The following is a 22,620-nucleotide window of genomic DNA, read 5'->3' on the forward strand; positions in this document are numbered from 1 at the left end:
CGTCGGCACCCCCGTCCTCCCTGGTCAGACAGCACAAGGATCGGCGAGGAGTTGCAGCAGGACGCACTGGCACCGCCGGCGGGCGGGCGCACGACGACGGCCCCGGTCCCCGCAGACCGTCGCTGCGGGGACCGGGGCCGGGTGGGCGCCGCGGGGACTCAGAGCAGCAGGGCCGCCACGAGGGTCGAGACCGCGAGCCCGGCCATCACCGGCAGGAAGCAGCGCCGGGCCAGCTCGATCACCGGGACCCGGGTCACCCCGGCGACGACGAGCAGCGACGACCAGGCCACCAGGACACCACCGCCTGCCCAGACCGAGCCCATCTGCCCGACGGCGGCCAGCGTCGCGGGGTCCACCCCCACGCTGGGCCCGAGCGCACCGGCGAGCGACCCGGTCAGCGGCAGCCCGGAGAACCCGGAGCCCTCCAGCCCGCAGAGCAGGCCGATCACGAGCACCCCGAAGCACATGACCACGGGGTTGCCGGGGATGAACCGCTCGGCCGCGACGACGAGGTCGACCAGCAGGCCGGGGGCGTGGGTCCCGTCCGGCAGCCCCAGGATGCGGCCGGCGAACTCGGCGTTGCCGAGGAAGAAGAACCCCGCGATCGGCAGGACGACGCCCATCGCCCGGAAGGCGAACACCAGTCCGTCGGTGACGTGCTCGCCGACCGAGGTCAGCGCGGCCCGCGGGCCGTCGAGCGCGACGCAGGCGACCACGACGAGGACGGTCGCGAGCCCGCCGACCAGGGCCGCCGCCGACCCGCTCTGCACCGCGGGCACGACACCGACCTGACCCAGCACGAGGTAGACCATCATCAGGCCGAACGCGGCGGGCACGGCGACGGCGAAGACGCGGGCCAGCCGCTGCGTGCGCGGGTCGTCGGGGGCGCCGTCCGGGGCGGGGCCGGGAGTGGTGGGGCCGGGGGTGGCGGGGCCGTCGCCGGGGGCGGGGCCGGCGGGTCCGGGGACGTGCGGGACGTCGCCGGACGCGGGCGGCGGTCCGCCGACCCCCACCGCGACACGCTCCTCGACCTCCTCGACGACCGTCACCGGCTCGGCGGCGCCGGGACCTCCGCCGAACCGTCGGCGCAGCCGCCGGAGCAGCCCAGTCGACGGCCGTGGCCCGGTGACCACACCGGACTCCCACTCCTCCAGCAACGCGTCCGAGGGCGTCCGCATCTGGCGGGCCAGCATCAGCCCCATGATCGTCAGCGCGGTGCCGCCGGTGACGAGCGACAGGAGCAGCGCGATGTCGGCCACCCGGCCGGGGTCCGCACCGGCGGCCGTCGCCGACAGTCCGGGCGCCACCTGCATGACGTAGTCGCTGGACAGCGCCATGCCCTGCCCGGCCACCGCGATCGCCATCGCGGCGCCCATCGCGGGGAGCCCGGCCCGGATCGCGGCCGGCACCAGGATGGCCCCGATCAGCGGCACCGCCGGGGTGGGCCAGAAGAACAGGCTGATCACGAACGTCGCGACGATCAGCACCGTCCAGGCCGACCACCCGCCGCGCATGACCTTCTGGAAGGGCGTGACCATCCGCTGGTCGGCGTGCATGGCCCGCAGCGTCCCGAGCAGCGCCGTCACCATCGCGATGATCAGGAAGATGTTGAACAGCTCGGATGCGGCGGTGAGCGTGGCGTTGAACAGGGCCTGGATCGCGACGACGGGGTCACCCGTCATCGCGGCGGCCGTCGCGACCGTCGCCAGGAGTGCCGGGACGAGGACGTTCCTCCGGGCGATCGTCGTGCCGAGGATCAGCACGATCCCGCCGAGATAGACCCAGTGCGCAGCAGACAAGGCCACTGCGGCCTCCTTCCCGCCGGGATCCGGCGGTGGTGTGTGGTGGTGGTGTGACGGAACACACTCACACCCCGTCGCCACCCCGAGAAGGCCCACAGTGCACAGGCAGCGGGTTTCCGATTGTGCACCGTGCTGTTACGGCACCATGCCCACCTCGGGGCCGTGCCGGTGTGCACCTTCGCCATAGGCGCCGGGTCGTCGCGCGGGGAGGGTCCCGCGCATGACCGTCCTCGCGCCCGCGTCCTTCCCCCCGTCCACCCGGGTCCCCGCCCTCGGCGCCGACGGCATGGTGTCCGCCAGCCATCCGGCGATCAGCCGGGCCGGCGCCGAGGTGCTGTCCTCGGGTGGCAACGCCGTCGACGCCGCGCTCGCGATGGCGGCCGTGGCCTGGCTCGCCCTGCCCGGCCAGTGCGGCGTCGGTGGCGACGCGTTCGTCCTGGTCCGCGACCCCGACGGCCGGGTCCGGGCGTTCTGCGGGAGCGGCTTCGGCCCCGACGGCGGCACACCGGAGCACCACCGCCGCGCGGGGTCCGGACGGCTGCTCCCCCGGTACGGGGCGTCGTCGGTGACCGCGCCCGGTGCGGTCGCGGCGCTGGCCGCCCTGCACGCCCACGGCGCCTCCCGGCCGCTGCCCGAGCTGTGGGAACCGGCGGTCCGGATCGCGACCCGGGGGCTGCCCTGCACGGCGCGGACCCGCGACGACATCGCCGGACACCGCGACCGGCTCGCCGCCGACCCGGACACCGCCGCGGCGTTCCTCCCGGGTGGCCGGCCGCCGCGGGTCGGGACCCGGCTGGTCCACCCGCGGCTGGCGGCCACGGTCGCGATGCTGGCCCGGGACCCGGCCGCGTTCTACACCGGGGCGCTCGCCGACCGGGCGGTCGCGGACCTCGTCGCGGGCGGCGCCCCCTTCTCCGGCGACGAGTGGGCCGAGTCCGGCCGGGTCGTCGCCGAGGACGCGGTCTCCACCCGCTACGCGGGCCACGTCGTGCACCAGACCCCGCTGCCGACGCCCGGCTGGATGGTGCTCGACCAGCTCGCCCTCTGCGACGGTCTGCTGGGCCCCGGCGGTCCGGCCGGGGCGCCCCTCGGCGTCGACGCCGTGCACCGGCTGGCCGGGGCGGCCCGGATCGCCTTCGACGACCGGTTCCGGCTCGCCGGGTCCGACCGGCCCGCCCCGGACCGCAGGCTCGACCCGGTGCTGCTGGCCCGGGGTCGTGAGCTGCTGGGGACCGGTCCGCTGCCGGATCCTGCGGGCGCCCGTCCGGACGGGGACACCACCTCGATGGTCGCCGTCGACGGCGACGGACGCGCGGTCGGTCTCATCGGGTCGCTGGCGTTCACCTTCGGCTCCGGGCACGCGGTCCCGGGCACCGGTGTCGTGCTGAACAACCGGCTCGGCCGGGGCGCGTACGCGATCCCCGGGCACCCCAACGAGGTGCGGCCGCGGCGGCGCCCCCTGCACACGCTCAACACCTGGATCGTCACCGACGACGCGGGCCGGCTGCGCCACGTCGGCAACACCCCCGGCGGTGACGGGCAGGTCCAGTGGAACACCCAGCTGCTCTCGCACCTGCTCGACCACGGGGCCGGACCACAGGACGCGGTCGACGCCCCTCGGTTCACCGTGTTCCCCGGCAGCGACGCCGGAGACCTCGGCCGACCCGCCGAGCTGCGGTGCGAGGACCGGCTCGGCGCGGACGTGCTCGCGGGTCTGGCCGACCTCGGGCACCGGGTCGTCGGGGTCGGTGACCACGGTGCGGGCGGCAGCGCGCAGGTCGTGTCGGTGGACCCGGACACCGGCTGTCTCGCCGGCGGCAGCGACGGGCGCCAGGAGGGGGTGGCGCTCGGTGTCTGAGGCCGCCGCACCCGCGCCCCGGGGTCGCTACGTCGCGGCGGTGGTGCACGGCGACGCCGCGCACAGCGCCGGGATGACGCCCCGCCGCAGCGACGGGGTCCTGCTCGTCACCGGCCGGGTGGGGGCCGGGACCGACCTCGCCACGGCCGTCGACGCGGCCGGTCTCGCCGCCCGCAACGCCCTCGCCGCCTGCGCCGACGCCGCCGCATGCGCCGGCCGGACCCTGCTGCGCCCGGTCGCGATGACGGTCTGGGTCGCGTGCACCGACGCGTTCACAGCGCACTCCGCGGTGGCCGACGGCGCGTCCGCGGTGCTGGCCGACCACTTCGGTCAGGACGGGCTCCCCGCCCGTGCCGCGGTCGGGGTGTGCTCGCTGCCCGGGGGCTCCCCGGTGGAGGTGGCGCTCGTCGTCGCCCTCGCCCCGGACCGACCCCGGTGACCCGCCCGGCGGCGGCGCCGGCGACGGTGTACCTCGTCGTCGGGACGTTCGCCAGCACCATCGCCAACACGCTGGTGACGGTGCCGCTGGACCGGATCGTGACCGACCTGGGCGCCCCGCTCGGGGCGGGCAGCCTCGTCGTCGTCGCGTTCAACCTGACCTGCGCGGCGATGCTGCCACTGGCCGGCTGGCTCGGGGACCGGGTCGGGCGGCGCCGGCTGTTCCTGGTGTCGATGGTGGGGGTCGCCGTGGGCGCGGCGGGCGCCGCCCTGGCTCCCGGGCTGTCGGCGCTGGTCGCGTTCCGTGCGGTGCAGGGGCTCTCCGGTGCGCTGGTGCTGCCGACCGTCCTGGCCCTGCTCACGACCACCGCGGGCCCGGAGCACCGGGCCCGCGCGGTCTCCTGGTGGGCCGCCGCGAACGGCGCGGGCCAGGCGGCCGGTCCCTCGGTGGGCGGGGTGCTGGCCGACGCCACCGGATGGCGCAGCGTGTTCGTGGTGATCATCCCGTTCGCGCTGGTCGCGTTCGCGGGTGCGGCCCGGCTGCTGGAGCGCGACGCCCCGCGGCCGGTCCGGCTCGACGTCTCCGGGGCGCTCACGTCGACACTCGGCACGCTCGGCCTGCTGGGGGGTGCCGCGACGGCGGCCGCGGCGGGCCCCTCCTCCCCCGCGGTCTGGGTGCCGGTGGCTGCCGGCGTACTGGCGCTGGTCGCCTTCGTCGTGGTGGAACGGCGGGTGGAGCAGCCCTTCGTCCCCCTGTCGCTGCTGCGCGAGGCCCGGTTCGCCCGCTCCGCGGTCGCCGCACTGGCGCAGATGCTGTGCCTGACCGCGACGCTGCTGGTGGTCCCGCTGTACCTGCTGACCTCCCGCGGGATGTCGACCGCCGAGGCCGGTCTGCTCGTCGTCGCGGTGCCGGCGGTGATGACGGTGCTGGCGCCGGTCGTCGGGCGGCTGACCGAGGCCTGGCGGCCCCGCCTGGCCCTGCGCCACGGGTTGGGTGTGCTCGTCGCCGCCGAGACGTGCCTGGCCGTCGCGGTCGGCCGGGGCGCCGGCCCGGTGGCGCTGGCCGTGGTGTGCGGTGTGGTCGGTGTCGGTATGGCGCTGACCCAGACGCCGGCGGCGGCGGGCGCGGCGCGTTCGGCGCGCGAGGCGGACTCCGGGGCCGGGCTGGGGGTGTTCAACGCGCTGCGCTTCGTCGGTGCGGCACTGGGGGGCGTGGTGGTCGCGCTGGCCGTCGGCGACGCGCCCGCGGACCGCCTGTCCACCGTCGTGGTCGCGCTGGTCTGCGCGGGCTGCGCGCTGGTCGCGCTGGGTGTGTCGTTCGCGGGTCGCGTCCGCTGACGCGGGACGGCCCCCGTCGCGCGCGGGCGACGGGGGCCGGTGGGGTGGGAACGGGTCAGGCCGGGACGGCCGCGACCAGGTCCGCGAAGGCCGCGAGCGTCGCGGCGCCGACGGCCTTGTCCTGCTCCCCGTTGCCGCCGCTGATGCCCACGGCTCCGACGACCTGCCCGTCGTGGACCAGCGGGAAGCCGCCGACGAACACCGTGAAGCGGCCGGGGTGCATGTGCTGGATGCCGAAGGCCTCGTTGCCGGGCAGGGCGGGGCCGTCGGGTGCCTCGTTGAACAGATGGGTCGCCCGCTGGTGCCCGGCCGCGGTGAACGCCTTGGCGATGGCGATCTCCACGCCGGTGAGGCGGGCGCCGGTCATCCGGTGCAGGGCGATCGGGTGGGCGCCGTCGTCGGCGATGCAGATGGTCTGACGGACGCCGATGCGCTCGGCCTCGGCCTCGGCCGCACGCAGCAGGACCAGGGCGTCGTCGAGGGTCAGGCGGTGGACGGTGTGCACGGTTGCCTCCGGGGCGGGTGGTCGCGGTCAGGGCGTGAGGTAGACGGTCCGGGTGTCGGTCACGAAGTCGAGGGCCTGGCGACCGCCCTCGGGGAAGGCCCCGCCGGACGACGCGCGGTGCCCGCCGAAGGGCGGGGCGACGCCGTTGCCGGTCGTCGGCCCGTTGATCTTGATGACGCCGCAGGGGACCTCGGCGGCGAAGCGGTGGGCGGTGGCGAGGTCACGGGTGTGCACCGACGCGGCCAGCCCGTGGGTCGAGGCGCCGACGATCCCGAGCGCCTCGTCGAGGTCGGCGACGGGCAGCACCGTGGCGAACGGCCCGAAGACCTCCTCGGTCAGCAGGTCGTGCCCGGCCGGGACGTCGGTGAACAGGGTCGGCGGCACCCAGTAGCCGTCCGGGTCGCGGCCCTCGACGTCCCACGCCGTGGCCACGACCCGGGCCCCCGCCGCGAGGGCGCTCGTGCGCAGCGCGCCGAGCCGGTGGAACTGGGCCTCGGTGGCGACCGGGCCGGTGGTGGTCGCCGGGTGGTCGCCCGGGCCGACCCGCAGCGAGCGGACCCGCTCGGCGAGCAGCGCCATGAGCTCGGCGGCGACCGGGGTGGCGACCAGGATCCGGTCGGTCGAGGTGCACGCCTGTCCGGTGAGCCCGAACGCGCCGGTCACGATGTCGTCGGCGGCCCGCTCGAGGTCGGCGTCGGAGCACACGACGGCGCAGTTGCGCCCGCCGAGCTCCAGCTGGAGCCGGGCCTGGCCGTGCGCGCGGTCGCGGATCAGCGCGCCGACCCGGTCGGAGCCGGTGAAGCTGACCGCGCGGACCCGCAGGTCGCCCAGGAGCACGTCCATCGCGTCCGGGTCGTGGCCGTGCAGGACGGGCATCGCGTCGCGGGGCAGTCCGGCGTCGTACGCGGCCGCGGCGAGGGCCGCACCGACCCCGGCGGTGACCGGCGAGGGCTTGAACAGCACGGTGTTCCCCGCCGCCAGCGCCGGGCCGATCTTGCGGGCGGCCAGCGACAGCGGGAAGTTCCACGGGGTCACCGCGGCGACCACGCCCAGCGGTCCGCGCAGCGTGTGCGCGGTCGTGCCGGGGGTCTCGGCCGGGAACGTGGTGCCCTCCACGAGGAACGCCAGCTGCGCGGCGAGCCGGAACTGCTCGGCCGCCTTGCCGACCTCGCCGCGGGCGGCGGCGAGCGGCTTGCCCTCCTCGGCCGTGATCAGGGCCGCGATCCGGTCGCGGGACTGCTCCAGATCCTCGGCGAGGCGTGTGAGCACGGCCGCCCGGCGGGCCGGGGTGGTCGCGGGCCAGTCGCTGCCGGCGGCGCGGTCCACCGCGGCACGGACGTCCTCCGGGGTGGACGGCCGGTAGTGGCTCACGGTGCGGCCGGGACGCGCCGGATCGACGGTCCGGGCCTCGGACCCGGACGCATCCGGGGCGGGACGTGTCGGTGCGGGGTGCACGAAGAACCTCCGGCGGATTGTGGAGTGTGACGGCTACCGCCGATTCTGGGGCGGGGCCAGCATGACCGGCACTGGACGAAGTGCAGCCGCCCACGGATCGGATATAGGCAGATGGCACAGAGCGCAGGACCCGTCGAGGAGCACGACGTCCCGGCCGCCCGGGGCGAGGAGGCCGAGACCGTCACCGTCACCGACCTGCTGGCGGAGCCACAGCTGCGCAACACGCTGGTGGCGGGCCGGGACGGGACGTCCGCGGTCGCGCGGTGGTGCGTGCCGCTGTCCGAGCTGGCCGACGGCGCCGACCCCGCCGAGGCGGGCCTGGTCGTGCACGCCCCGGTGACACGGCTGCGGGGACCCGACGGTGCCGGCCTGGTGCGGGAGGTGGTCGCCGCGGGGGCGGTCGCGCTGCTGGTCCGCCTCGATCCCGTCGACACCGCCGCGCCCGCGGTGCTCGCCCGCCTGCTGCCCGAGGCCAGGGCCGCCGCCGACGAGGCACGGCTGCCGCTCGCGCTGCTGCCGTCCGGCGCGGACTTCCGGTCGGTGAGCCGGCTCGTGGCGACCAAGGTGCTGGCCCAGTCGACGCACGTCCTGGAGTACAGCGACCGGGTGCACCGCTCGCTCGGCGAGATCCTGGCCCGCGGCACCGGGATCCCCGCGCTGGCCCACGGCATGTCCCGGATGGCGGGCGTCCCCGCGCTCGTCGTCGACCTCGACGGCACGGTCCTGGCCCACGAGTCCGCCGTCGGGCGGGTGGCACGGGCGCCGGAGCAGGTCGTGCAGGTGCTCCACCGCTACTCCGACACCGTCGGCGTCGCCGCCGGGGGTCACCAGCACGCGGTCTCGCTCGAACCCGTCGGCACCCCGGCGGGGGCGGTGGTGCCGCTGGTCTCACCGGTCGCGATCGGTGGGGAGCCCTGTGGCCTGGTCGCCGTCCTGGAACCGGTCGACGCCACGGCCCACGACCGCGCCCAGCGCCGAGTCGTGGTCCAGGAAGGGGCCGTCCTGATCGGCGCCGAGATGCTGCGGATCCGGTCGATGACCGAGGCGGAGGAACGGACCCGGGGCGACTTCGTCGTGGACCTGGTCCACGGACGCTTCGCCGACGGCCAGCAGCTGCTCGCCCGCGCCCGTCACCACGGCTTCGTGCCCGACGAGCGGTACGTGACCCTCGTCGTCGAACCCGACCCCCCGGTGTCCGACGACGCCCGGACCGTGCGCCGGTTCCAGGCCGCGGCCCGGGCGGCCGAGCGCATCGAGCACCGCGGCAGCGCCCCCGTGCTGGCCGCGCAGCTCGGCGGCAACCTCGTCGTGGTCGCGCCGGTCGGCACCGGAGCCGACGGGAACGAGCCGCGCGCGCTGGCCGGTGCGGTCGCGACGGCGGTGCAGGCGAAGCTGTCCGGCACCGCACGCGTGGCGTTCGGCGCCCCCGGTCCCGGTGCGAGCGGCACCGCGCAGAGCTACCGCGAGGCCCGGACCGCGCTCTCACTGGCCCGGCGGGTCGATGCCGCCCCGGTGATCGGCTACGAGGACCTGCGGATCTTCGTCGCCCTGCGCGAGGTCGCCGACTCCGAGAACGGACGGCGGTTCGCCCGCGAGGTGCTCGCCCCGCTGCGCCGCGCGGACGGGCACAACCGCAGCCTGGAGAGCGTGGTGCTCGCCTACATCGCCGAGTCGGGCAACCTCAACGCGGCCGCGCGACGGCTGGGCCTGCACCGCAACACGACCCTCTACAAGCTCGACCGGGTCTCGCGGGCGATCGGGATGGACATCCGGTCCTCCGACACCCAGTTCATGGTGTGGCTGGCCCACCACGTGGACACGCTCGCGACCGTGAACGACGGGCTCGACGCGGAGCTGGCCCCACCGCCCTGAGCCCGCCCGCGCTCAGGCGTGCCGGACGCACGCCCGCCCGACCGCCCGCGCCGGTCCGCGCAGCGGGGCGCCGACACCGGCCGGCACGGGCAGCGGCACCGGACGGGCGAGGGGCGCGGCCAGCACCACGTCCGGCAGCACCGTCCCCGGCCCGACGTGCACGTGCTCGCCGAAGGGCGCGGGCCCGGCGACGGCCGGTGCGACGACGAGCAGGTGCGTCCCGGCCGGCACGCGGACGGCGAACCCGCCGTCGTCGCCGGTGGTGACGCGGTCCAGCTGACGGCCCGCCCCGTCGACGACGGTGACCGTCGCCGCGGCGGGTGCGCCGTCGGGTCCGCGGACCCGCCCGACCGTGGCCGGGGCGGGCCCGTCGTCGCCGGTCTCCAGCAGCGCCGGGAGCTCGGCGGCCAGCAGCCCGGCCTCGCGGGCGAGCGCGGCGCCGCGTCCGGTCCCGCCGGCCGGGCCGATCAGCAGGTCGAGCACGGCCGCGCAGCTGCCCGCGGGCACCGGCCGCCCGGCGACGGCGTCCGCGGTGAGCTGCGCGAGGCGCGCACAGCCCGCGGTCAGCGCCGGGGTCCCCGACACCCCTTCGGCGGAGCGGGCCAGGCGCCGCGCGTGTTCGGCGACGGCGGTGCAGGCGGTCAGCCCGTGCACGACGTCGCGGTGGGTGGAGCCCAGCCAGGTCCGGGTCAGCGGACGCCCCAGCAGCAGCGTCTGGTGCAGCGCGGCATCGAGCGCGCGCGCCCCGGCACGCAGGTCCTCGCACGGGCCGGGCCGGCGCAACGCCCGGTCGACCGTGCCCAGCAGCTCGGCCAGCGCGTCGAGCAGCCCGCGGCGGGCCTCCTCGGCGGCGGACCGGGTGCGGGTGGGCAGCACGAGCACCGACACCGCGCAGCCGATCAGACCGCCGACCACGGTCTCCTCCAGGCGCAGCACCATCAGGTCCACCGTGAAGGTGCCGAGCAGCGCGTAGAGCTCGCCGAGCATCAGCGTGATGAAGAAGATCATCAGCGCGTAGGAGAGCCGGAACAGGTAGAGCGCGCCGAAGATGCTGAGCAGGATCACCGGCAGCACCACGGCGACGTCGGGTCCCAGCACCGGCACCAGCGCGATCGCGCCGACCAGGCCGATCATGGTGCCGACGATGCGGTGCGCGGCCTTCCGCACCGTCTCGGCGACGGTCGCGGTGCCGGTGAAGGCGATGAACGCGGCCAGCACCGCCCAGTAGTAACGCTGCTCGGACAGCGCGTCGCCCACCGCGATCGCGACCGCGGTGGCCACCGCGACCTGCACGGCCTGGCGGGTGGTCAGCGACAGCCGCGAGGCGGGACGGCCGGGGTCCGGCGGGCGGTGCAGCCGGGTCACCGTGCCCGCCGAGCCGGGCAGGTTGCCTGCGAACAGCTGGACCGCGGGGGCGAACGCGGCTGCCTCCCCGACCGTCGCGGGACCTCCCTCCGGCGCGGTGTCGAGGGCGGCGGTCCAGTCGGCGCGGGCGTCGGCGAGCACCGTGGCGTCGACGGCGAGCCGGCGCGGCCCCGGGGCCGCCACCCGGTCGGCGACCCGTCCGGCCCGCTCGCGCACCGCGTCCCAGCGGCCGCCGTGCAGCGCGGTGAGGACCGCGCGGGCGTCGTCGCAGTCCAGGGCGCCGGGGCCGACCCGGGTCAGCGCGGTGACGGCCAGCTCGGCGTCGAACACCGCCCGGCGGACGATCCGGGCGGCGTCGTCGTCGGCGACGGCGGCCGGGGTCCCCAGCTGCCCGTCGATGACCAGCGCGGCCTCGTTCACCCGGACCAGAAGGCTCGCCAGCCGGGCCTCGGCGCGCTCCCGCTCCGCGGTGCCGGGGGCGTGCCCGTCGAGGGCCAGCACGGTCCCGGCGAGACCGGCGAGCCGCGCCTCGAACGAGCGCAGCATCCGGCGCAGCACCCGGTCGTTGCGGATCGGGAGCAGCACCAGCGTCAGCAGCATCACCCAGACGATCGCGACCGCGACGACGAACGCGACCCCCGGCAGCATCTCCGGACGCAGGCTCAGGAACAGGGCGAAGAAGTAGCCCATGAACCCGCCCATGCCGCAGACGAAGTACCGCAGCCCGAAGCGGCGTACCCAGACCGCGACGAACACGACCACGACGAACGCGGTCAGCGACGCGAGCCGGTTCCGGTCGACGAGCAGCGCCACACTCATCCCGGCGAGCATCGACAGGGCCAGGAAGCACAGCGTGACCGCCTGCCCGGCGCGGGTGGCGTCGAAGATCCCGAACGAGGCCAGCATCGCCACCACCGCCCCGAGCATCATCGGCACCAGTGGCGGGGTGCCCGTCGTCGTCGCGACGAGGTACTCCACGCCCAGCGTGCTGGCGATCGCCAGCACGGCGCGGACCGCCGAGACGAGCCGGACGAGGCCGGGGTCGGAGGCGACGAACCGGTCACGGGCCCGGAGGAGGCGGTCGGACGCGGTCGGCACAGTCCGTTGCATATGCTAACGGTATACCGGATCGTGATCTTCGCGCATCCCGGGCCCGCCGGACGTAGCGTGGGCGCCCAGGACCGATCACGGAGGTGGCGGGTGCGCGGGTACGGGTTCGTGGCGGCGGGTGGCCCGGAGCAGCAGGCGTTCGTCGAGGTCGCAGAGCCGCGGCCCGGGCCGGGTGAGCTGCTCGTGCGGGTCCGGGCGGCCGGGGTCAACCCGGGCGACTGGCGGATGCGCGACGGCGACTACGGCGTCGCCGGGCCCGCGGTGCTCGGCCGCGAGGTCGCCGGGACCGTGCTGGAGGTCGGCGACGGCGTCACCGGGTTCGCCCCCGGCGACGAGGTGTTCGGCGGCTGCCCGGACATGCAGGGCGGCTGGGCGCCGCGGGCTCGGGTCACCGCCGGGTTCGCCGCGCACCGCCCGCCGGAGGTCTCGCCCGAGCAGGCGGCGGCGCTGCCGGTCGCCGCGGGCACCGCCTGGGACACCCTCACGAACCTGGACCTGCCCGCCGGGGCGACGCTGCTGGTCAACGGGGCGGGCGGCGGGGTCGGCCTGCCGCTGGTGCAGCTGGCCCGCCGCCGCGGGCTGACGGTCGTCGGCACGGCGAGCCCCGGCAAGCACGCCCTGCTCGCCGGGTTCGGCGCCGTCCCGGTGGCCTACGGCGACGGCGTCGCCGACCGGATCCGCGCGGCCGCTCCCGGCGGCGTCGACGGCGCCCTGGACCTGGTCGGCGGCGACGCCCTGCGCGCGGTGGCCGGGCTCGTCCCGCCCGCGACGCTGTACTCGATCGCGGACAAGCCGCTGGTCGCGCAGCTGGGCGGCCGCGACGTCACCCGCGACCGCAGCACCGCGGTGCTCGACGCGCTCGCCGCACTCGTCGTGGCCGGGGAGCTCGACCCGCTGGTGCGCGAGGTCCGGCCGCTGGCCGAGGCCGGTGCGGCGCTCGCCCTGGTCGAACAGGGTCACGTGACCGGCAAGGTCGTCCTGGTGCTCTAGTCCCGACGGAACAGGAACAGCCCGTAGCGGTGCTCGTCGTCGACCCACTCGGCCTCGGCCCGCAACCCGTGCCGGGCCACGTCGGTGCGCAGCCGGTCGGTCTCGAACTTCGCCGAGAACCCGACGTTGACGCTGTCACCGCGACGCAGCTCCAGCGTCCGGTCCAGGCCCGGCAGCACCACGGTCTGGTCCCGGCGCGCCCACAGCCGCCCGTCGACGACGTCGGCGGCGGCGTCGTAGTGCGCCGCCGGGTGCAGCGCGTCGAGGGCGACGCTCCCGCCGAACCGGCGTGCCAGGTGGTCGAGGTGGTTGAGCCGGAACCGGGCGAAGGCGTCGTACCCGGGCGGGTCGTTGTAGCAGGACTCGAACACCGCGGCGGGCTTGACGAGGTCCGCGGACAGCAACAGCGCGTCACCGGGGCGGAGCGTGGCGCCGATCCGGGCGAGCAGTGCGGAGCGCTCGTCGGCCGTGGTGTTGCCGATGTTGGCGCCGAGGAACAGCACCGCCACCGGAGCGCCGCCGTCGTCGCGCAGCCGGTCGAGGCCGGCCTCGTAACGCCCCCGCAGCCCGGTGACGGTCAGCCCCGGCAGGTCCGCCATGCGTTCGGCGCTGAGCACGAGCATCTCGCGGCTCACGTCGATCGGCAGGTAGGTCGTCGGCCGGGCCGCCGAGCAGTGTTCGAGCAGCAGCCGCGTCTTCTTCGCGCTCCCGGACCCGAGCTCGGCGACACGTGGGCGGCCCAGCCGGGCCGCGATGTCGGTGCCGTACCGCTCCAGGAGCGCCCGCTCGCACCGGGTCAGGTAGTAGGTCGGCAGCTCGGTGATCTGTTCGAACAGCTCCGAGCCGAGCGCGTCGTAGCCGAACCAGGGCGGGATCCGCGGCAGCGGCTCGGCGAGGCGGGCGCGCAGCTCGTCGGTGTCGTCCCAGAAGGAGCCCTGTTCCAGCTCGACCGGGGCGGCGGTCACCGGCCCGGCCCGTCGTCGAGCGGCCGGCGCAGGCTCGGCTCCCCCGCCGCCCAGCGGGCCAGCACGTGCCCGCCGAGCCGGTCGCCGAGCAGCCCGGCGGCCCGGATCCCGAACACGACGTCGGCGGCCAGGCCGGGCTCGGTCCGCAGCAGCGGGGCGAGGACGTCGCGGCGCACGACCTGCTCGTGCACGGCGTCGGCCTCCACGTGCTCGTCGTAGAAGCGGAGGGCGGCGGGGCCGCAGCCGAGCCGGCGCATCGCGCGGACCAGGCGCTCCGACCCGGGCGAGGAGGTCAGCTCGACCAGCGCGAACTGCCCGACCAGCGCGCCGCGCAGGCTGCGCCGCAGCCCGCACAGCGACATGAAGTTGACCTCGGCGAGGGTCTCGGCACCGACGGCGTCGACGTGCGCGCCGTAGGCGTCGGACAGGCCGAGGTCGCGCATCATGCCGGCGAACAGCACGGCGTGCATGCCCGCGGCGTCGCCCGCGCCGTACTCGTCGTGCTCGACGGTGACCAGGCCCGCCTTGGCGGCCGGGGGCAGCCGCGGGATCACCCAGGCTTGCGGGTCGGCCTCCTTCAGGTGGTAGATCGAGCGGTGCACGACGTACTCGCGCAGCTGCCACAGCTCGCCGCGGCGCAGCAGGTGGTGGGTCACGCCGGTCTCCGCGCCCGGCCCGACCGGCTCGACGAGCAGCTCGGCGACGGTCGCGTCGACGTCGTCGCCGGGCGGGACCGCAGCACGCAGGGCGGCCAGGAACCGGTCCTCCAGCGCCACGCGCAGGCCGAGCAGCGCCACGTCCCACTCGTGCTCGTCGCCGACCCCCGCGAAGCCGCGGTAGTGCAGCTCGTAGCAGCAGTGCAGGGCCAGGTGCAGGTCCTCGCCCCACGGGTCGGCATCGCCCGCGGCGGGCAGCGCGGCGGGGTCGCCGCCCAGCCGGGCCAGGACGGCGCCGGACAGCGGGCCGCGCGCCGCCGGCAGCGGCGCGGTCCCGGTGCCCGGGTGCGGGGGTGCGGTCACGTCGGGTCCTCCTGTCGCACGCGGGTGCGGTGGCTGGTGTCGCAGAACGGCGGACGGCGGGTGCGCCGGCAGGTGCACAGCGCGGTGACCGGGCGCCGCGACGTCACCCGGGTGCCGTCGGGCAGCTCGACCTCCACCGGGCCGGTCACCAGGACCGGGCCGTCGTCGGTGAGCCGCACCCGGGCGGGGCCGGCGCCGGTCTCACGACCCACGGACGGCCTCGATCACCACGAGCTCCTCGTCGGCGGCGCCGGGCTCGACCAGGCCGCGGGCCTCGTGCAGCGCGGTGCGGGCCCGCATCACCGGGCCGAGCGGGATCCGGGACCGGTCGGCGACCCGCACGGTGAGCCCGGCCGCGGCGAGCCGGTCCAGCGAGGCCTGCACCCCGGAGACGGCGCTGTGCACCATGAGCAGCGCGCCGCCCGGTCCGAGGTGGGCGGCGACGCCGTCGCAGATGCGGTCGATCACGGCGCGGCCGTCGCGGCCGCCGTCCCAGCTGCGGGCCCGGCGGTACCGGACGAGCCGGTCGGTGTGCGACGGCACGTACGGCGGGTTGGCGGTGACCAGGTCGAACCGCCGGCCGTCGACGGGGCCGAACAGGTCACCGCGGTGCACCGTCAGCGCGGTGCGGTGCAGCCGGGCGTTGACCCGTGCCGCGAGCACGGCGCGCCGTGACAGGTCGACCGCGGTGACCGCGCCGGCACCGCAGCGGGCCGCGGCGAGCGCCACGGTCCCGGTGCCGGTGCCCAGGTCGAGCACGGCCCCACGGGCCCGCCCGGAGACGGCGACGGCGCGGGCCAGCATCTGCGAGTCCGACTGGGGCCGGTAGACCCCGGGCGGGGTCAGGAGCATGGGCGCCACGTCAGTGCGCGACCGTCTCGCGGGCCACCTCGGCGTGCCGGGTGCGGGCCGCGGTGAGCACGCCCGCCCGGTTCTTGTGCTGCTCCTCGTAGCGCAGCACGGCCTGCACGTCCTCGGGCGTGTCGAGCTCGCGGACGGCGCGGGCCGCGTCGGGGACGGACAGGTCGTCGTAGCCGTCGACCGGGAGCTCGCCGGCGCCGAGCGCGCCGCGGGCCCGGCGGGTGCCGTGCAGCGCCCGGGCGGCGTCGCCGGCCCGCTCGCGGCGGGCGATGTCCTCGGCGCGCTCCAGGGCGGCGTCCAGCCCGGAGCCGAGGACGTCGGCGGCGTCGCGCCCGGCGCGGTCGGCCCCGTCGCCGAGCGCCGACGCGGTGCGCCGCACCCGTTCCCCGGCCCGGGACAGCTCGTGCCCGGCCCGGTTCAGGCCGACGGCGCCGAGGCGGGCCGGGAGCCGCACGACGTCGGTGACGGCGCCGCGCACGACCTGCAGCGGGGTGGCCCGCAGCGGCGCGGGCCCGCCGACGGCCTCCTCGGCGAGCACGGTGGTCAGCCACTCGACGGTCTCGGTGTGGGCCTCGACGAGCTCACCGGCGAGGCGGTGCACCCGGTCGGGCCCCGACGCGGTCAGCGCCTGCAGATAGCGGGCGCGGTCCTGCAGCTGCCGCTCCAGCGCGAGGTCGCCGAGCAGCGCCTCGTCGAAGCGCTGGGCCTGCTCGACCTGGCTCTTCACGAACGCGAGGATCCGGCCGCCGACGGCACCGACCAGATCGGGTACGGCGTCGAGCTCGCGCAGGGCGTCCTGGATGCGGCCGAGGCGGGCCTCGGCGCGGCGGGCGTTGTCGGTGAGCTCGCGGCGGGTCTCGTCGGTGCGGGCCTGCACGGTGCGCAGGCCCGCGATCCGGTTCTCGGTGCGGGTCAGCTGCTCCAGCACACGGAGCTGGGCGACCACGGCGGCGGTATCGGTCACGAACACGTCCTCTTGCGGCGGCGACAGGATCGGACCGCGCCTACCCGCGATCCGCGGTCCCACTCCTGCCCACCGGTGCCGCTTCGGTCAGACCACCGGCATGTTCAGCTCGGTGCGCAGGTCGGCGGGGTCCATGTCCGGCGACGGCTCGGTGAGGTAGACCTCCCAGAACACGTCGCCGCCGCGCAGGCCCTGGCCGGCGAGCCACTCCCCCAGCCGCTGCCAGGCGGCGCCGAGCCCGTCGAACGAACCGGCGTGCACCACGCGGGCCACCCGGCAGGCGGGCAGCGCGCCGGCGACGACGTCGCCGTCCGGGGTGACCTCGCGGTCGGTGGGGAACCCCGTCTCGAGGTCGGCGGTCGCCGTCAGCGGCCCCCGGTACAGCGCGAACGCCGGGCCGGTGACCGTCACGCCCTGCCCGGAGACGGTCCCGGGGAGGACGGAGAAGGCGCGGTCGAAGAACGCGGGCAGGCCGGTGACCGGGACCGTGCCGCGGACGACGGCGGTGGGGCGGGCGGTGACCTCGACGAGCTCGGGGGTGGTCATGGACGGGTCCTTCCGGCGGGGTGGGTGGTCCACCGGGGTGGACCGCGCCGGGCGGGCGGACTCATCGGTCCGCGCGAGGCGCCAGGTGGGTGGCGAGGAAGCGGTCGGCGGCCTCGAACATGGTGGCCAGGTTCTCCGGGTTGACGATGGCGTGCCCCTCGTCGTCGAACACCAGGTAGTCGACGTCGACCCCGCGTCCGCGTAGCGCCGCGACGAGGTTGTCGGACTCGGCGCGCACCACCCGGACGTCGTTGGCGCCCTGCACCACCATCAGCGGGGTGCGGATGTCGTCGACCCGGGTGATCGGCGAGCGGGCCAGCATGTCGGCCTCCTGCGCCGGGTCGGCCGGGTCGCCGACGTAGCGGTACCAGTTGTTGACCAGGCCGGGCCGGGTGAACTCCGGCACGGTGCGCAGGAAGTCCGCCAGGTTCGAGATGCCGACGTACTCCACCGCCGCGGCGAAGCGGTCCGGGGTGAACGCGACCCCGACCAGGGTCGCGTAGCCACCGTAGGAGCCGCCGAACATCGCGACCCGGTCCGGGTCGGCGTACCCGCGGGCGACGGCCCAGTCGACGGCGTCGATCAGGTCGTCGTGCATGGCGCCGGCGAACTCCCCGACCGCGGCCTCCATGTGGGCACGGCCGAACCCGTAGGACCCCCGGAACTGCGGCTGCAGCACCGCGTAGCCGCGGTTCGCCCACAGCTGCACGCTCGCGTCGAAGCCCCACCAGTCCCGAGCCCACGGCCCGCCGTGCGGCATCAGGACCAACGGGAGCCCCTCGGGTGCGACGCCGACCGGCAGCGTCAGGTAGGCGAGCATCTCCCGACCGTCGCGGGCGGTGATCGTGACCGCCTCGACCGGCGCCAGCGCGGCCGGGTCCAGGTCGGGGCGCGCGCGGAACAGCAGCCGCGACTCCCCCGTGACGCGGTCGTGGAACCAGGTCTGCGGGTCGCGGTCGTGGGCGAACGTCGCCACCCACCGACGGCCGTCGACGTCGCCGGAGACACTGGACAGGTCGCCGTCGCACAGGGCGCGCAGCGCGGTGAGCACGTCGGCGAAGTCCGGGTCGACGGCCCGGATCTCCTGACGCGCACCGAGGTAGCGCACACCGAGCAGCTCCCCGGTACCGCGGTGACGGATCAGCGCCGACGGGAGGCTGGGGAAGATCTGGGCACGGATGTCGATGTCGTGCTCGGGGTGCCGGTCGATCTCGGTGACCTCGCCGGTCCTGGTGTCGAGCCGGCCGAGGTGCAGCCGGTCGCCGTCGCCGTAGGTGCCGATCCAGATTCCGGTGCCGTCGGGGGTGGGCTCGTAGGGGTACGCGCCGAGCGGATGGGCGTCGCCGTCGAAGGTCGCGACGAGCTGGTCGCCGCGCCACACCTGCGCCGTCCCGTCGTCAGTCAGCGTCTCGCGCAGCAGCTCGTCCCCGACGAGGGTCCAGCCGTCACCGGGGCCGGGGCTCTGCGCGAGCACCGTCATCTCCCCGGTCGCGACGTCGAGCTCGCACAGGTCGAACTCGACGGGGTTGCGGGCGTTGCTCTGCAGCAGCAGCGTCCCGGGCCGCTCCGGGCGCTGCTCGAGGCCGAAGGTCGTCGCGCCCTCGAACGGGGTGAGGTCCACCGCGGGCGCGTCCGGCGCGGTCAGGTCGACACGGAACACGTGCCAGTTCTCGTCGCCGCCGGTGTCCTGCAGATAGAGCAGGTAGCGGGGATCGTCGGTCCAGAGGTAGCGCAGCACGGTGCGGGTCTCGTCGGCGGTGACACAGCGCTCGTCGCCGCCATCCACATCGGACACCCACACGTTCAGGCGTCCCCGCCACGGGGCCAGGAAGGCGATGCGGGTGCCGTCCGGGGAGATCGTGGCGGCGGTGCGGTCGGGCATGCGCAGCAGGTCACGCGCGGGGATCGGGTCGGGCAGGGCCATGGTGGTCTCCGGGGTCGGGGTCACAGCGCGGTCCAGATCGTCTCGGCGTCGACGACGCGGTTCCGGCGCCAGGTGAGGGCGCGCTCGGCCGCGGCGACCACGCCGGCGACCAGGAGGCCCGTGCTGAGCCAGCCGGGCAGGGTGACCGGTGAGGTGAAGGTCCCGAACCGTGCGGCGACGGCGTCGATGCCGGTGAGCATCTCCAGCGCCACCGGGACGGCCAGGACGAGGTTGACGAGCAGCACGACGACGGCGACCGCGGCGATCGTGCGGCTCACCGCGGGTGAGCGGCGGGCGAGCCGCGCGCGGCGGTACTCGAGCGTGCCGGGCACCGGGGGCAGCCGCCGCTCCCCGCCGTCGTCGGTGACCAGGTGCATCCGGGTGATGCCGTAGAGGCCGGCGTCGACCTCGATCCGGCCGCCCGGCACCGGCAGCGACGCCGGCATCTCCGCCCGCGCGACCTGCTCGCCGTCGCGGTACAGGCGCGCGTCCCAGTCCTGTGCCTGGTCGACCTCGACGGTCCACATCGCACCGGGCCCGCCGGGCTCGGGGAGAGGGGCCGCGTACAGCGAGCGGGTCAGGATCTGGTGGCGGCGCAGCGGCCGCAGCCGCCGGCTCACCGGGCACCCGCTGTCGCCGGGGCCGGGGCGGCGGCGTCGGCCGCACCCGGTTCGCCGAGGTCACGGAACGCGGGCGCCACCAGCGCGACGAGCGCGGTGCCGACCGCGACCGCGGCGAGCGCGATCCCGGCGGCGCCGAGGCCGACCGCGGAGGCCAGCGCCGCGACCGGCGCCGCGGTCAGTGCGGGCGCGGCGAGCAGCAGGGTGTTCTGCGCCCCGAGGACGCGGCCGCGCAGGGCGTCCGGGGTGGCCTCGATGGTGAGGACCCCGAGCACCGCGCCGACCGGGGCGTTGGTGAACCCCACGAGCGCGGCGGCGCCGAGCACCACCCACGGTGAGGCCAGGCTCCCGACCAGCGCGAAGCCGGTGCCGAAGCCGAGCATCCCGACCACGAACCAGGTCCTGCGCCGCACCCGGTTCACCAGCGCCGCGTACAGCACGGAGCCGGCCAGCCCGCCCGCGGCGAGCGCGCTCAGCGTCAGCCCGGCGAGCGCGGGCAGGTCCAGCGCCGTGAAGTAGGCGGGCATCAGCGTCGTCTGCAGGGCCGCGATGACGGCGACCAGCACCGCCGACACCAGCGTCGCCCCGAGCACCAGCCGCTGGCCGGCGAGGAACACCCACGACGCCGCGAGATCCCGCACGGCCCTGCGCACCGCACCCCCCGGAGCGGTGCGCAGAACCCCCTCGACCCGTCCGGCCCGCGGGTCCAGCAGCGCCGCGGTCAGCGCCGCGAGCAGGCTCGTCGACGCGGTCACCACCAGCACCGTCGACGCCGGGCCGACCAGCGCGACCAGCAGGCCGCCGATCGCCGGGCCGGCCAGCAGCAGCACGTTGGCCACGTTCTCGCGCAGCGCGATCAGCCGGTCGAGGCGGCCCGGCCGCGGGTCGAGCCGGACCAGCGCCGGGAGCAGGACCTCCTGCGCGGTCATTGCGGGCACCCGCACGACCGCGCCCAGCACGCCGAGCACCAGGAAGGCGGTCATCCCCAGCCCCCACAGCGCGTCGACGACCGGCAGCGCCGCGACCACCGCGGCCCCCAGGACCCCGGCGACGACGGTCACCAGCCTGCGGTCGACGCGGTCGACGACCAGCCCGGACACGAGCCCGGTCAGCGCGGACGCCGTGGTCGTCACCGTCGCCAGCACGCCCGCGGCCAGCACGTCCCCGGTGCGCTGCAGGACCAGCAGCGGCAGGACCGCCGCCATGATCCCGCCGCCGAGCAGGGTCAGCCCGTAGGCGGCGAGCCACAGTGCCGGGCTGCGTCGCAGCGTGCTCACCGGACCAGGGCCTTGGTGCTGCGCCGGAACGCCCAGAGGACCACCAGCGCGGCCAGCACGGTCAGCGGGGTGCCCATGGCGACCCGGGCGATGCCCAGCCCGCCGGTCGCCTCGGCGACGTAGAGCCACTGCTGGATCCCGAACCGCGCGCCGAGCACCAGCGCCGCGGCACCGGTGGCGAGGTCGTGGGCGCGCAGGACCGCGGGCGTCGAGCGCCAGGGGTGCGTGCCCCCGTGGACGGCGTTCCAGATCACGCCGGTGATCGGCCGGCGGGCCAGCAGCGACCCGGCCGTGACGACGAACCCGGCCAGGGAGGCCCAGATGCCGATCACGAAGAAGTCGCGCGCCGACCCGGTCCAGGCGACGATGCCGGCCGCCAGCGCGACGCCGAGCAGGCTGCCGACCGCCGAGCTGAACTTCTCCCGCTGCAGCAGCCGGTACCCGAACAGGGCCAGGCCGGTCGCGACGGCGATGCCGATGGTCAGCGGCAGGGACAGGAACGCGTTCGCCGTCACGAACACGATCACCGGGATCGTCGAGTAGACGAACCCCGCGGTCCCGCCCATCTGGTCGAGCAGGCTCGGGGTGGCGCGGTCGCGGGTCCGGTCGTGCTGCGGCTCGGTCATGGTCATGCCGTCCTCCCTCGTCGTGATGTGCTGCAACGAGGGAAGGCCGTGCCGCCACGGCACACTCAAGCCCGAGGACCCGTCGTGTGGTTCAGGTCACTGCCGGCTTGACCGTGCCGCGACGGCACGGTGTGGGCTCACCCCATGACGTGGAGCACCCGGGAGGTGGCCGAGCTGGCCGGCACCAGCCTGCGGGCGGTGCGGCACTACCACGAGGTGGGGCTGCTGGCCGAGCCCGCACGACGGGCGAACGGCTACAAGCAGTACGGGGTCGAGCACCTCGTGCGGCTGCTGCGGATCAAGCGGCTGGCCGACCTCGGCTTCTCGCTGCCGCAGATCGCGGACACCCTCGACGAGGGCGACCATCCCGAGCAGGCGCTGCGCACGCTCGACGCCGAGCTCGCCGCCACGATCGAACGGCTGCAGCGGGCCCGCCTCGAGCTCGCCACGATCATCGACCGACGTGCTCCGGCGGACCTGCCGGTGGCCATGGCGCCGGCGCAGGCGGCCGCGCTGACCGAGTCCGACCGGTCGGTGATGCTGCTCATGAGCCGGTTCATGGGGCCACGCAAGCTGACCGCCTACGGCGAGCTGCTGCGCGACCTGCCGGCCGACCCGACCGACGGCGAGTTCGACCGTCTGCCCGCCGACTCCGGTGAGGAGGTCCGCGCCGGCCTCGCCGAGCGGATGGCGCCGCACGTGCGCCGGATACGGGAGGCCCATCCGGGCCTGGTCGGCCCGGACGACGACGCCCCGCGGGGAGCACAGGTCCTCGCGGAGACGACGAGCGCGGCGATGCGGGAGCTCTACAACCCGGCCCAGGTGGACGTCCTGGTCCGCCTCGCGGCGCTGCTGCGGACCACCCCCTGACCTGACCACCCCTGAACGGAGAGGACGACCGATGTTCGAACACAAGGTGCTGAAGTACAAGCTCGGCTGGAAGGGCTTCGACTACCCCGGGATGGAGCAGGAGCTTAACGAGCTCGGCTCGCAGGGGTGGGAGGCGGTCGGGACCCTCGTGCCCTCGACGGGCAACGGGCAGGCACTCGAGGTCGTGGTGATCATGAAGCGGGCGCGGGGCTGAC

At 76.2% G+C, this 22,620-nt stretch carries 21 protein-coding genes; 7 read left to right on the forward strand and 14 right to left on the reverse strand.

Annotated elements, in window-relative coordinates:
- Window positions 1-158: 158 nt before the first annotated feature.
- Window positions 159-1,805 (reverse strand): hypothetical protein, encoded by a 1,647-nt coding sequence (locus tag ND486_RS22695; protein ID WP_251786512.1) that lies wholly within the window; start codon window positions 1,803-1,805, stop codon window positions 159-161.
- Between the two features lie 217 nt (window positions 1,806-2,022).
- On the opposite strand from ND486_RS22695, the gene ND486_RS22700 reads away from it, so the two are divergent.
- Genes ND486_RS22700 through ND486_RS22710 form a run of 3 tightly spaced genes read left to right on the forward strand, consistent with a single transcriptional unit; the run spans window position 2,023 to window position 5,436 of the window.
- A complete protein-coding gene (locus tag ND486_RS22700) occupies window positions 2,023-3,660 on the forward strand; it encodes a gamma-glutamyltransferase (protein ID WP_251786513.1) in 1,638 nt (545 codons plus the stop codon).
- Window positions 3,653-4,099: a RidA family protein gene (locus ND486_RS22705; protein ID WP_251786514.1), complete on the forward strand. Its 447-nt coding sequence runs from the start codon at window positions 3,653-3,655 to the stop codon at window positions 4,097-4,099. Before ND486_RS22700 ends, ND486_RS22705 begins: the two co-directional genes overlap by 8 nt.
- Entirely contained in the window at window positions 4,096-5,436 is a 1,341-nt protein-coding gene (locus tag ND486_RS22710) for an MFS transporter (RefSeq protein ID WP_251786515.1), read from the forward strand. The genes ND486_RS22705 and ND486_RS22710 overlap by 4 nt, the downstream gene beginning before the upstream one ends.
- Window positions 5,437-5,491: 55 nt before the next feature.
- Here the strand turns inward: ND486_RS22710 and ND486_RS22715 are convergent, their stop codons facing one another.
- Both ND486_RS22715 and ND486_RS22720 read right to left on the reverse strand, forming a co-directional pair.
- On the reverse strand, window positions 5,492-5,941 hold the full coding sequence (locus ND486_RS22715; RefSeq protein WP_208826100.1) for a heme-binding protein: 450 nt from the start codon (window positions 5,939-5,941) through the stop codon (window positions 5,492-5,494).
- A 27-nt stretch (window positions 5,942-5,968) separates the two neighbouring features.
- Window positions 5,969-7,396 carry an aldehyde dehydrogenase family protein gene (locus ND486_RS22720; RefSeq protein ID WP_308215873.1) on the reverse strand — a complete coding sequence of 476 codons (1,428 nt, stop codon included), beginning with the start codon at window positions 7,394-7,396 and terminating at the stop codon, window positions 5,969-5,971.
- 111 nt (window positions 7,397-7,507) lie between these two features.
- On the opposite strand from ND486_RS22720, the gene ND486_RS22725 reads away from it, so the two are divergent.
- A complete protein-coding gene (locus ND486_RS22725; RefSeq protein ID WP_251786517.1) occupies window positions 7,508-9,268 on the forward strand; it encodes a CdaR family transcriptional regulator in 1,761 nt (586 codons plus the stop codon).
- 12 nt (window positions 9,269-9,280) lie between these two features.
- Here the strand turns inward: ND486_RS22725 and ND486_RS22730 are convergent, their stop codons facing one another.
- Complete coding sequence (locus ND486_RS22730; RefSeq protein WP_251786518.1) at window positions 9,281-11,743, reverse strand: FUSC family protein; 2,463 nt, start codon at window positions 11,741-11,743, stop codon at window positions 9,281-9,283.
- A 90-nt stretch (window positions 11,744-11,833) separates the two neighbouring features.
- Here ND486_RS22730 and ND486_RS22735 point away from each other — a divergent pair, with 90 nt between their 5' ends.
- On the forward strand, window positions 11,834-12,733 hold the full coding sequence (locus tag ND486_RS22735; RefSeq protein WP_251786519.1) for an NADP-dependent oxidoreductase: 900 nt from the start codon (window positions 11,834-11,836) through the stop codon (window positions 12,731-12,733).
- On the opposite strand, the gene ND486_RS22740 is transcribed toward ND486_RS22735, so the two are convergent.
- The 10 genes from ND486_RS22740 to ND486_RS22785 form a co-directional block, all read right to left on the reverse strand.
- Window positions 12,730-13,698, reverse strand: coding sequence for an L-histidine N(alpha)-methyltransferase (locus tag ND486_RS22740; protein ID WP_251786520.1), 969 nt, complete (start codon window positions 13,696-13,698; stop codon window positions 12,730-12,732). The genes ND486_RS22735 and ND486_RS22740 overlap by 4 nt on opposite strands.
- On the reverse strand, window positions 13,695-14,717 hold the full coding sequence (locus ND486_RS22745; protein WP_251786521.1) for an iron-containing redox enzyme family protein: 1,023 nt from the start codon (window positions 14,715-14,717) through the stop codon (window positions 13,695-13,697). Before ND486_RS22745 ends, ND486_RS22740 begins: the two co-directional genes overlap by 4 nt.
- Window positions 14,714-14,929 (reverse strand): CDGSH iron-sulfur domain-containing protein, encoded by a 216-nt coding sequence (locus ND486_RS22750; RefSeq protein WP_073577251.1) that lies wholly within the window; start codon window positions 14,927-14,929, stop codon window positions 14,714-14,716. The genes ND486_RS22745 and ND486_RS22750 overlap by 4 nt, the downstream gene beginning before the upstream one ends.
- On the reverse strand, window positions 14,919-15,569 hold the full coding sequence (locus ND486_RS22755; protein ID WP_179762242.1) for a HemK2/MTQ2 family protein methyltransferase: 651 nt from the start codon (window positions 15,567-15,569) through the stop codon (window positions 14,919-14,921). The genes ND486_RS22750 and ND486_RS22755 overlap by 11 nt, the downstream gene beginning before the upstream one ends.
- A gap of 10 nt (window positions 15,570-15,579) precedes the next feature.
- Window positions 15,580-16,542, reverse strand: coding sequence for a ferritin-like domain-containing protein (locus ND486_RS22760; protein ID WP_251786522.1), 963 nt, complete (start codon window positions 16,540-16,542; stop codon window positions 15,580-15,582).
- Window positions 16,543-16,629: 87 nt separating this feature from the next.
- Window positions 16,630-17,088, reverse strand: a complete 459-nt coding sequence (locus tag ND486_RS22765) for a GyrI-like domain-containing protein (protein WP_251786523.1) — start codon at window positions 17,086-17,088, stop codon at window positions 16,630-16,632.
- Window positions 17,089-17,149: 61 nt separating this feature from the next.
- Window positions 17,150-19,036, reverse strand: a complete 1,887-nt coding sequence (locus ND486_RS22770; RefSeq protein WP_251786524.1) for a S9 family peptidase — start codon at window positions 19,034-19,036, stop codon at window positions 17,150-17,152.
- Window positions 19,033-19,632: a hypothetical protein gene (locus ND486_RS22775; protein ID WP_251786525.1), complete on the reverse strand. Its 600-nt coding sequence runs from the start codon at window positions 19,630-19,632 to the stop codon at window positions 19,033-19,035. The genes ND486_RS22770 and ND486_RS22775 overlap by 4 nt, the downstream gene beginning before the upstream one ends.
- Window positions 19,629-20,909, reverse strand: coding sequence for an MFS transporter (locus ND486_RS22780; protein ID WP_251786526.1), 1,281 nt, complete (start codon window positions 20,907-20,909; stop codon window positions 19,629-19,631). The genes ND486_RS22775 and ND486_RS22780 overlap by 4 nt, the downstream gene beginning before the upstream one ends.
- The gene (locus ND486_RS22785) at window positions 20,906-21,541 is read right to left on the reverse strand and encodes a DUF3159 domain-containing protein (protein ID WP_251786527.1); all 636 of its coding nucleotides are present in this window, start codon (window positions 21,539-21,541) and stop codon (window positions 20,906-20,908) included. Before ND486_RS22785 ends, ND486_RS22780 begins: the two co-directional genes overlap by 4 nt.
- 138 nt (window positions 21,542-21,679) lie before the next feature.
- Between ND486_RS22785 and ND486_RS22790 the strand changes: the two genes are divergently transcribed.
- Window positions 21,680-22,405 (forward strand): MerR family transcriptional regulator, encoded by a 726-nt coding sequence (locus ND486_RS22790; protein ID WP_251786528.1) that lies wholly within the window; start codon window positions 21,680-21,682, stop codon window positions 22,403-22,405.
- Window positions 22,406-22,436: 31 nt separating this feature from the next.
- A complete protein-coding gene (locus tag ND486_RS22795; RefSeq protein ID WP_208826080.1) occupies window positions 22,437-22,619 on the forward strand; it encodes a DUF4177 domain-containing protein in 183 nt (60 codons plus the stop codon).
- Window position 22,620 lies beyond the last annotated feature (1 nt).

This window comes from Pseudonocardia sp. DR1-2 (genome assembly GCF_023717215.1).
GTDB lineage: Bacteria > Actinomycetota > Actinomycetes > Mycobacteriales > Pseudonocardiaceae > Pseudonocardia > Pseudonocardia alni.

Coding starts and splice junctions, on each gene's coding strand:
- ND486_RS22725 (WP_251786517.1), top strand. CDS start 7,508: ATGGCACAGAGCGCAGGACCCGTCGAGGAGCACGACGTCCCGGCCGCC.
- ND486_RS22755 (WP_179762242.1), bottom strand. CDS start 15,569: ATGCTCCTGACCCCGCCCGGGGTCTACCGGCCCCAGTCGGACTCGCAG.
- ND486_RS22790 (WP_251786528.1), top strand. CDS start 21,680: ATGACGTGGAGCACCCGGGAGGTGGCCGAGCTGGCCGGCACCAGCCTG.
- ND486_RS22700 (WP_251786513.1), top strand. CDS start 2,023: ATGACCGTCCTCGCGCCCGCGTCCTTCCCCCCGTCCACCCGGGTCCCC.
- ND486_RS22795 (WP_208826080.1), top strand. CDS start 22,437: ATGTTCGAACACAAGGTGCTGAAGTACAAGCTCGGCTGGAAGGGCTTC.
- ND486_RS22730 (WP_251786518.1), bottom strand. CDS start 11,743: ATGCAACGGACTGTGCCGACCGCGTCCGACCGCCTCCTCCGGGCCCGT.
- ND486_RS22765 (WP_251786523.1), bottom strand. CDS start 17,088: ATGACCACCCCCGAGCTCGTCGAGGTCACCGCCCGCCCCACCGCCGTC.
- ND486_RS22785 (WP_251786527.1), bottom strand. CDS start 21,541: ATGACCATGACCGAGCCGCAGCACGACCGGACCCGCGACCGCGCCACC.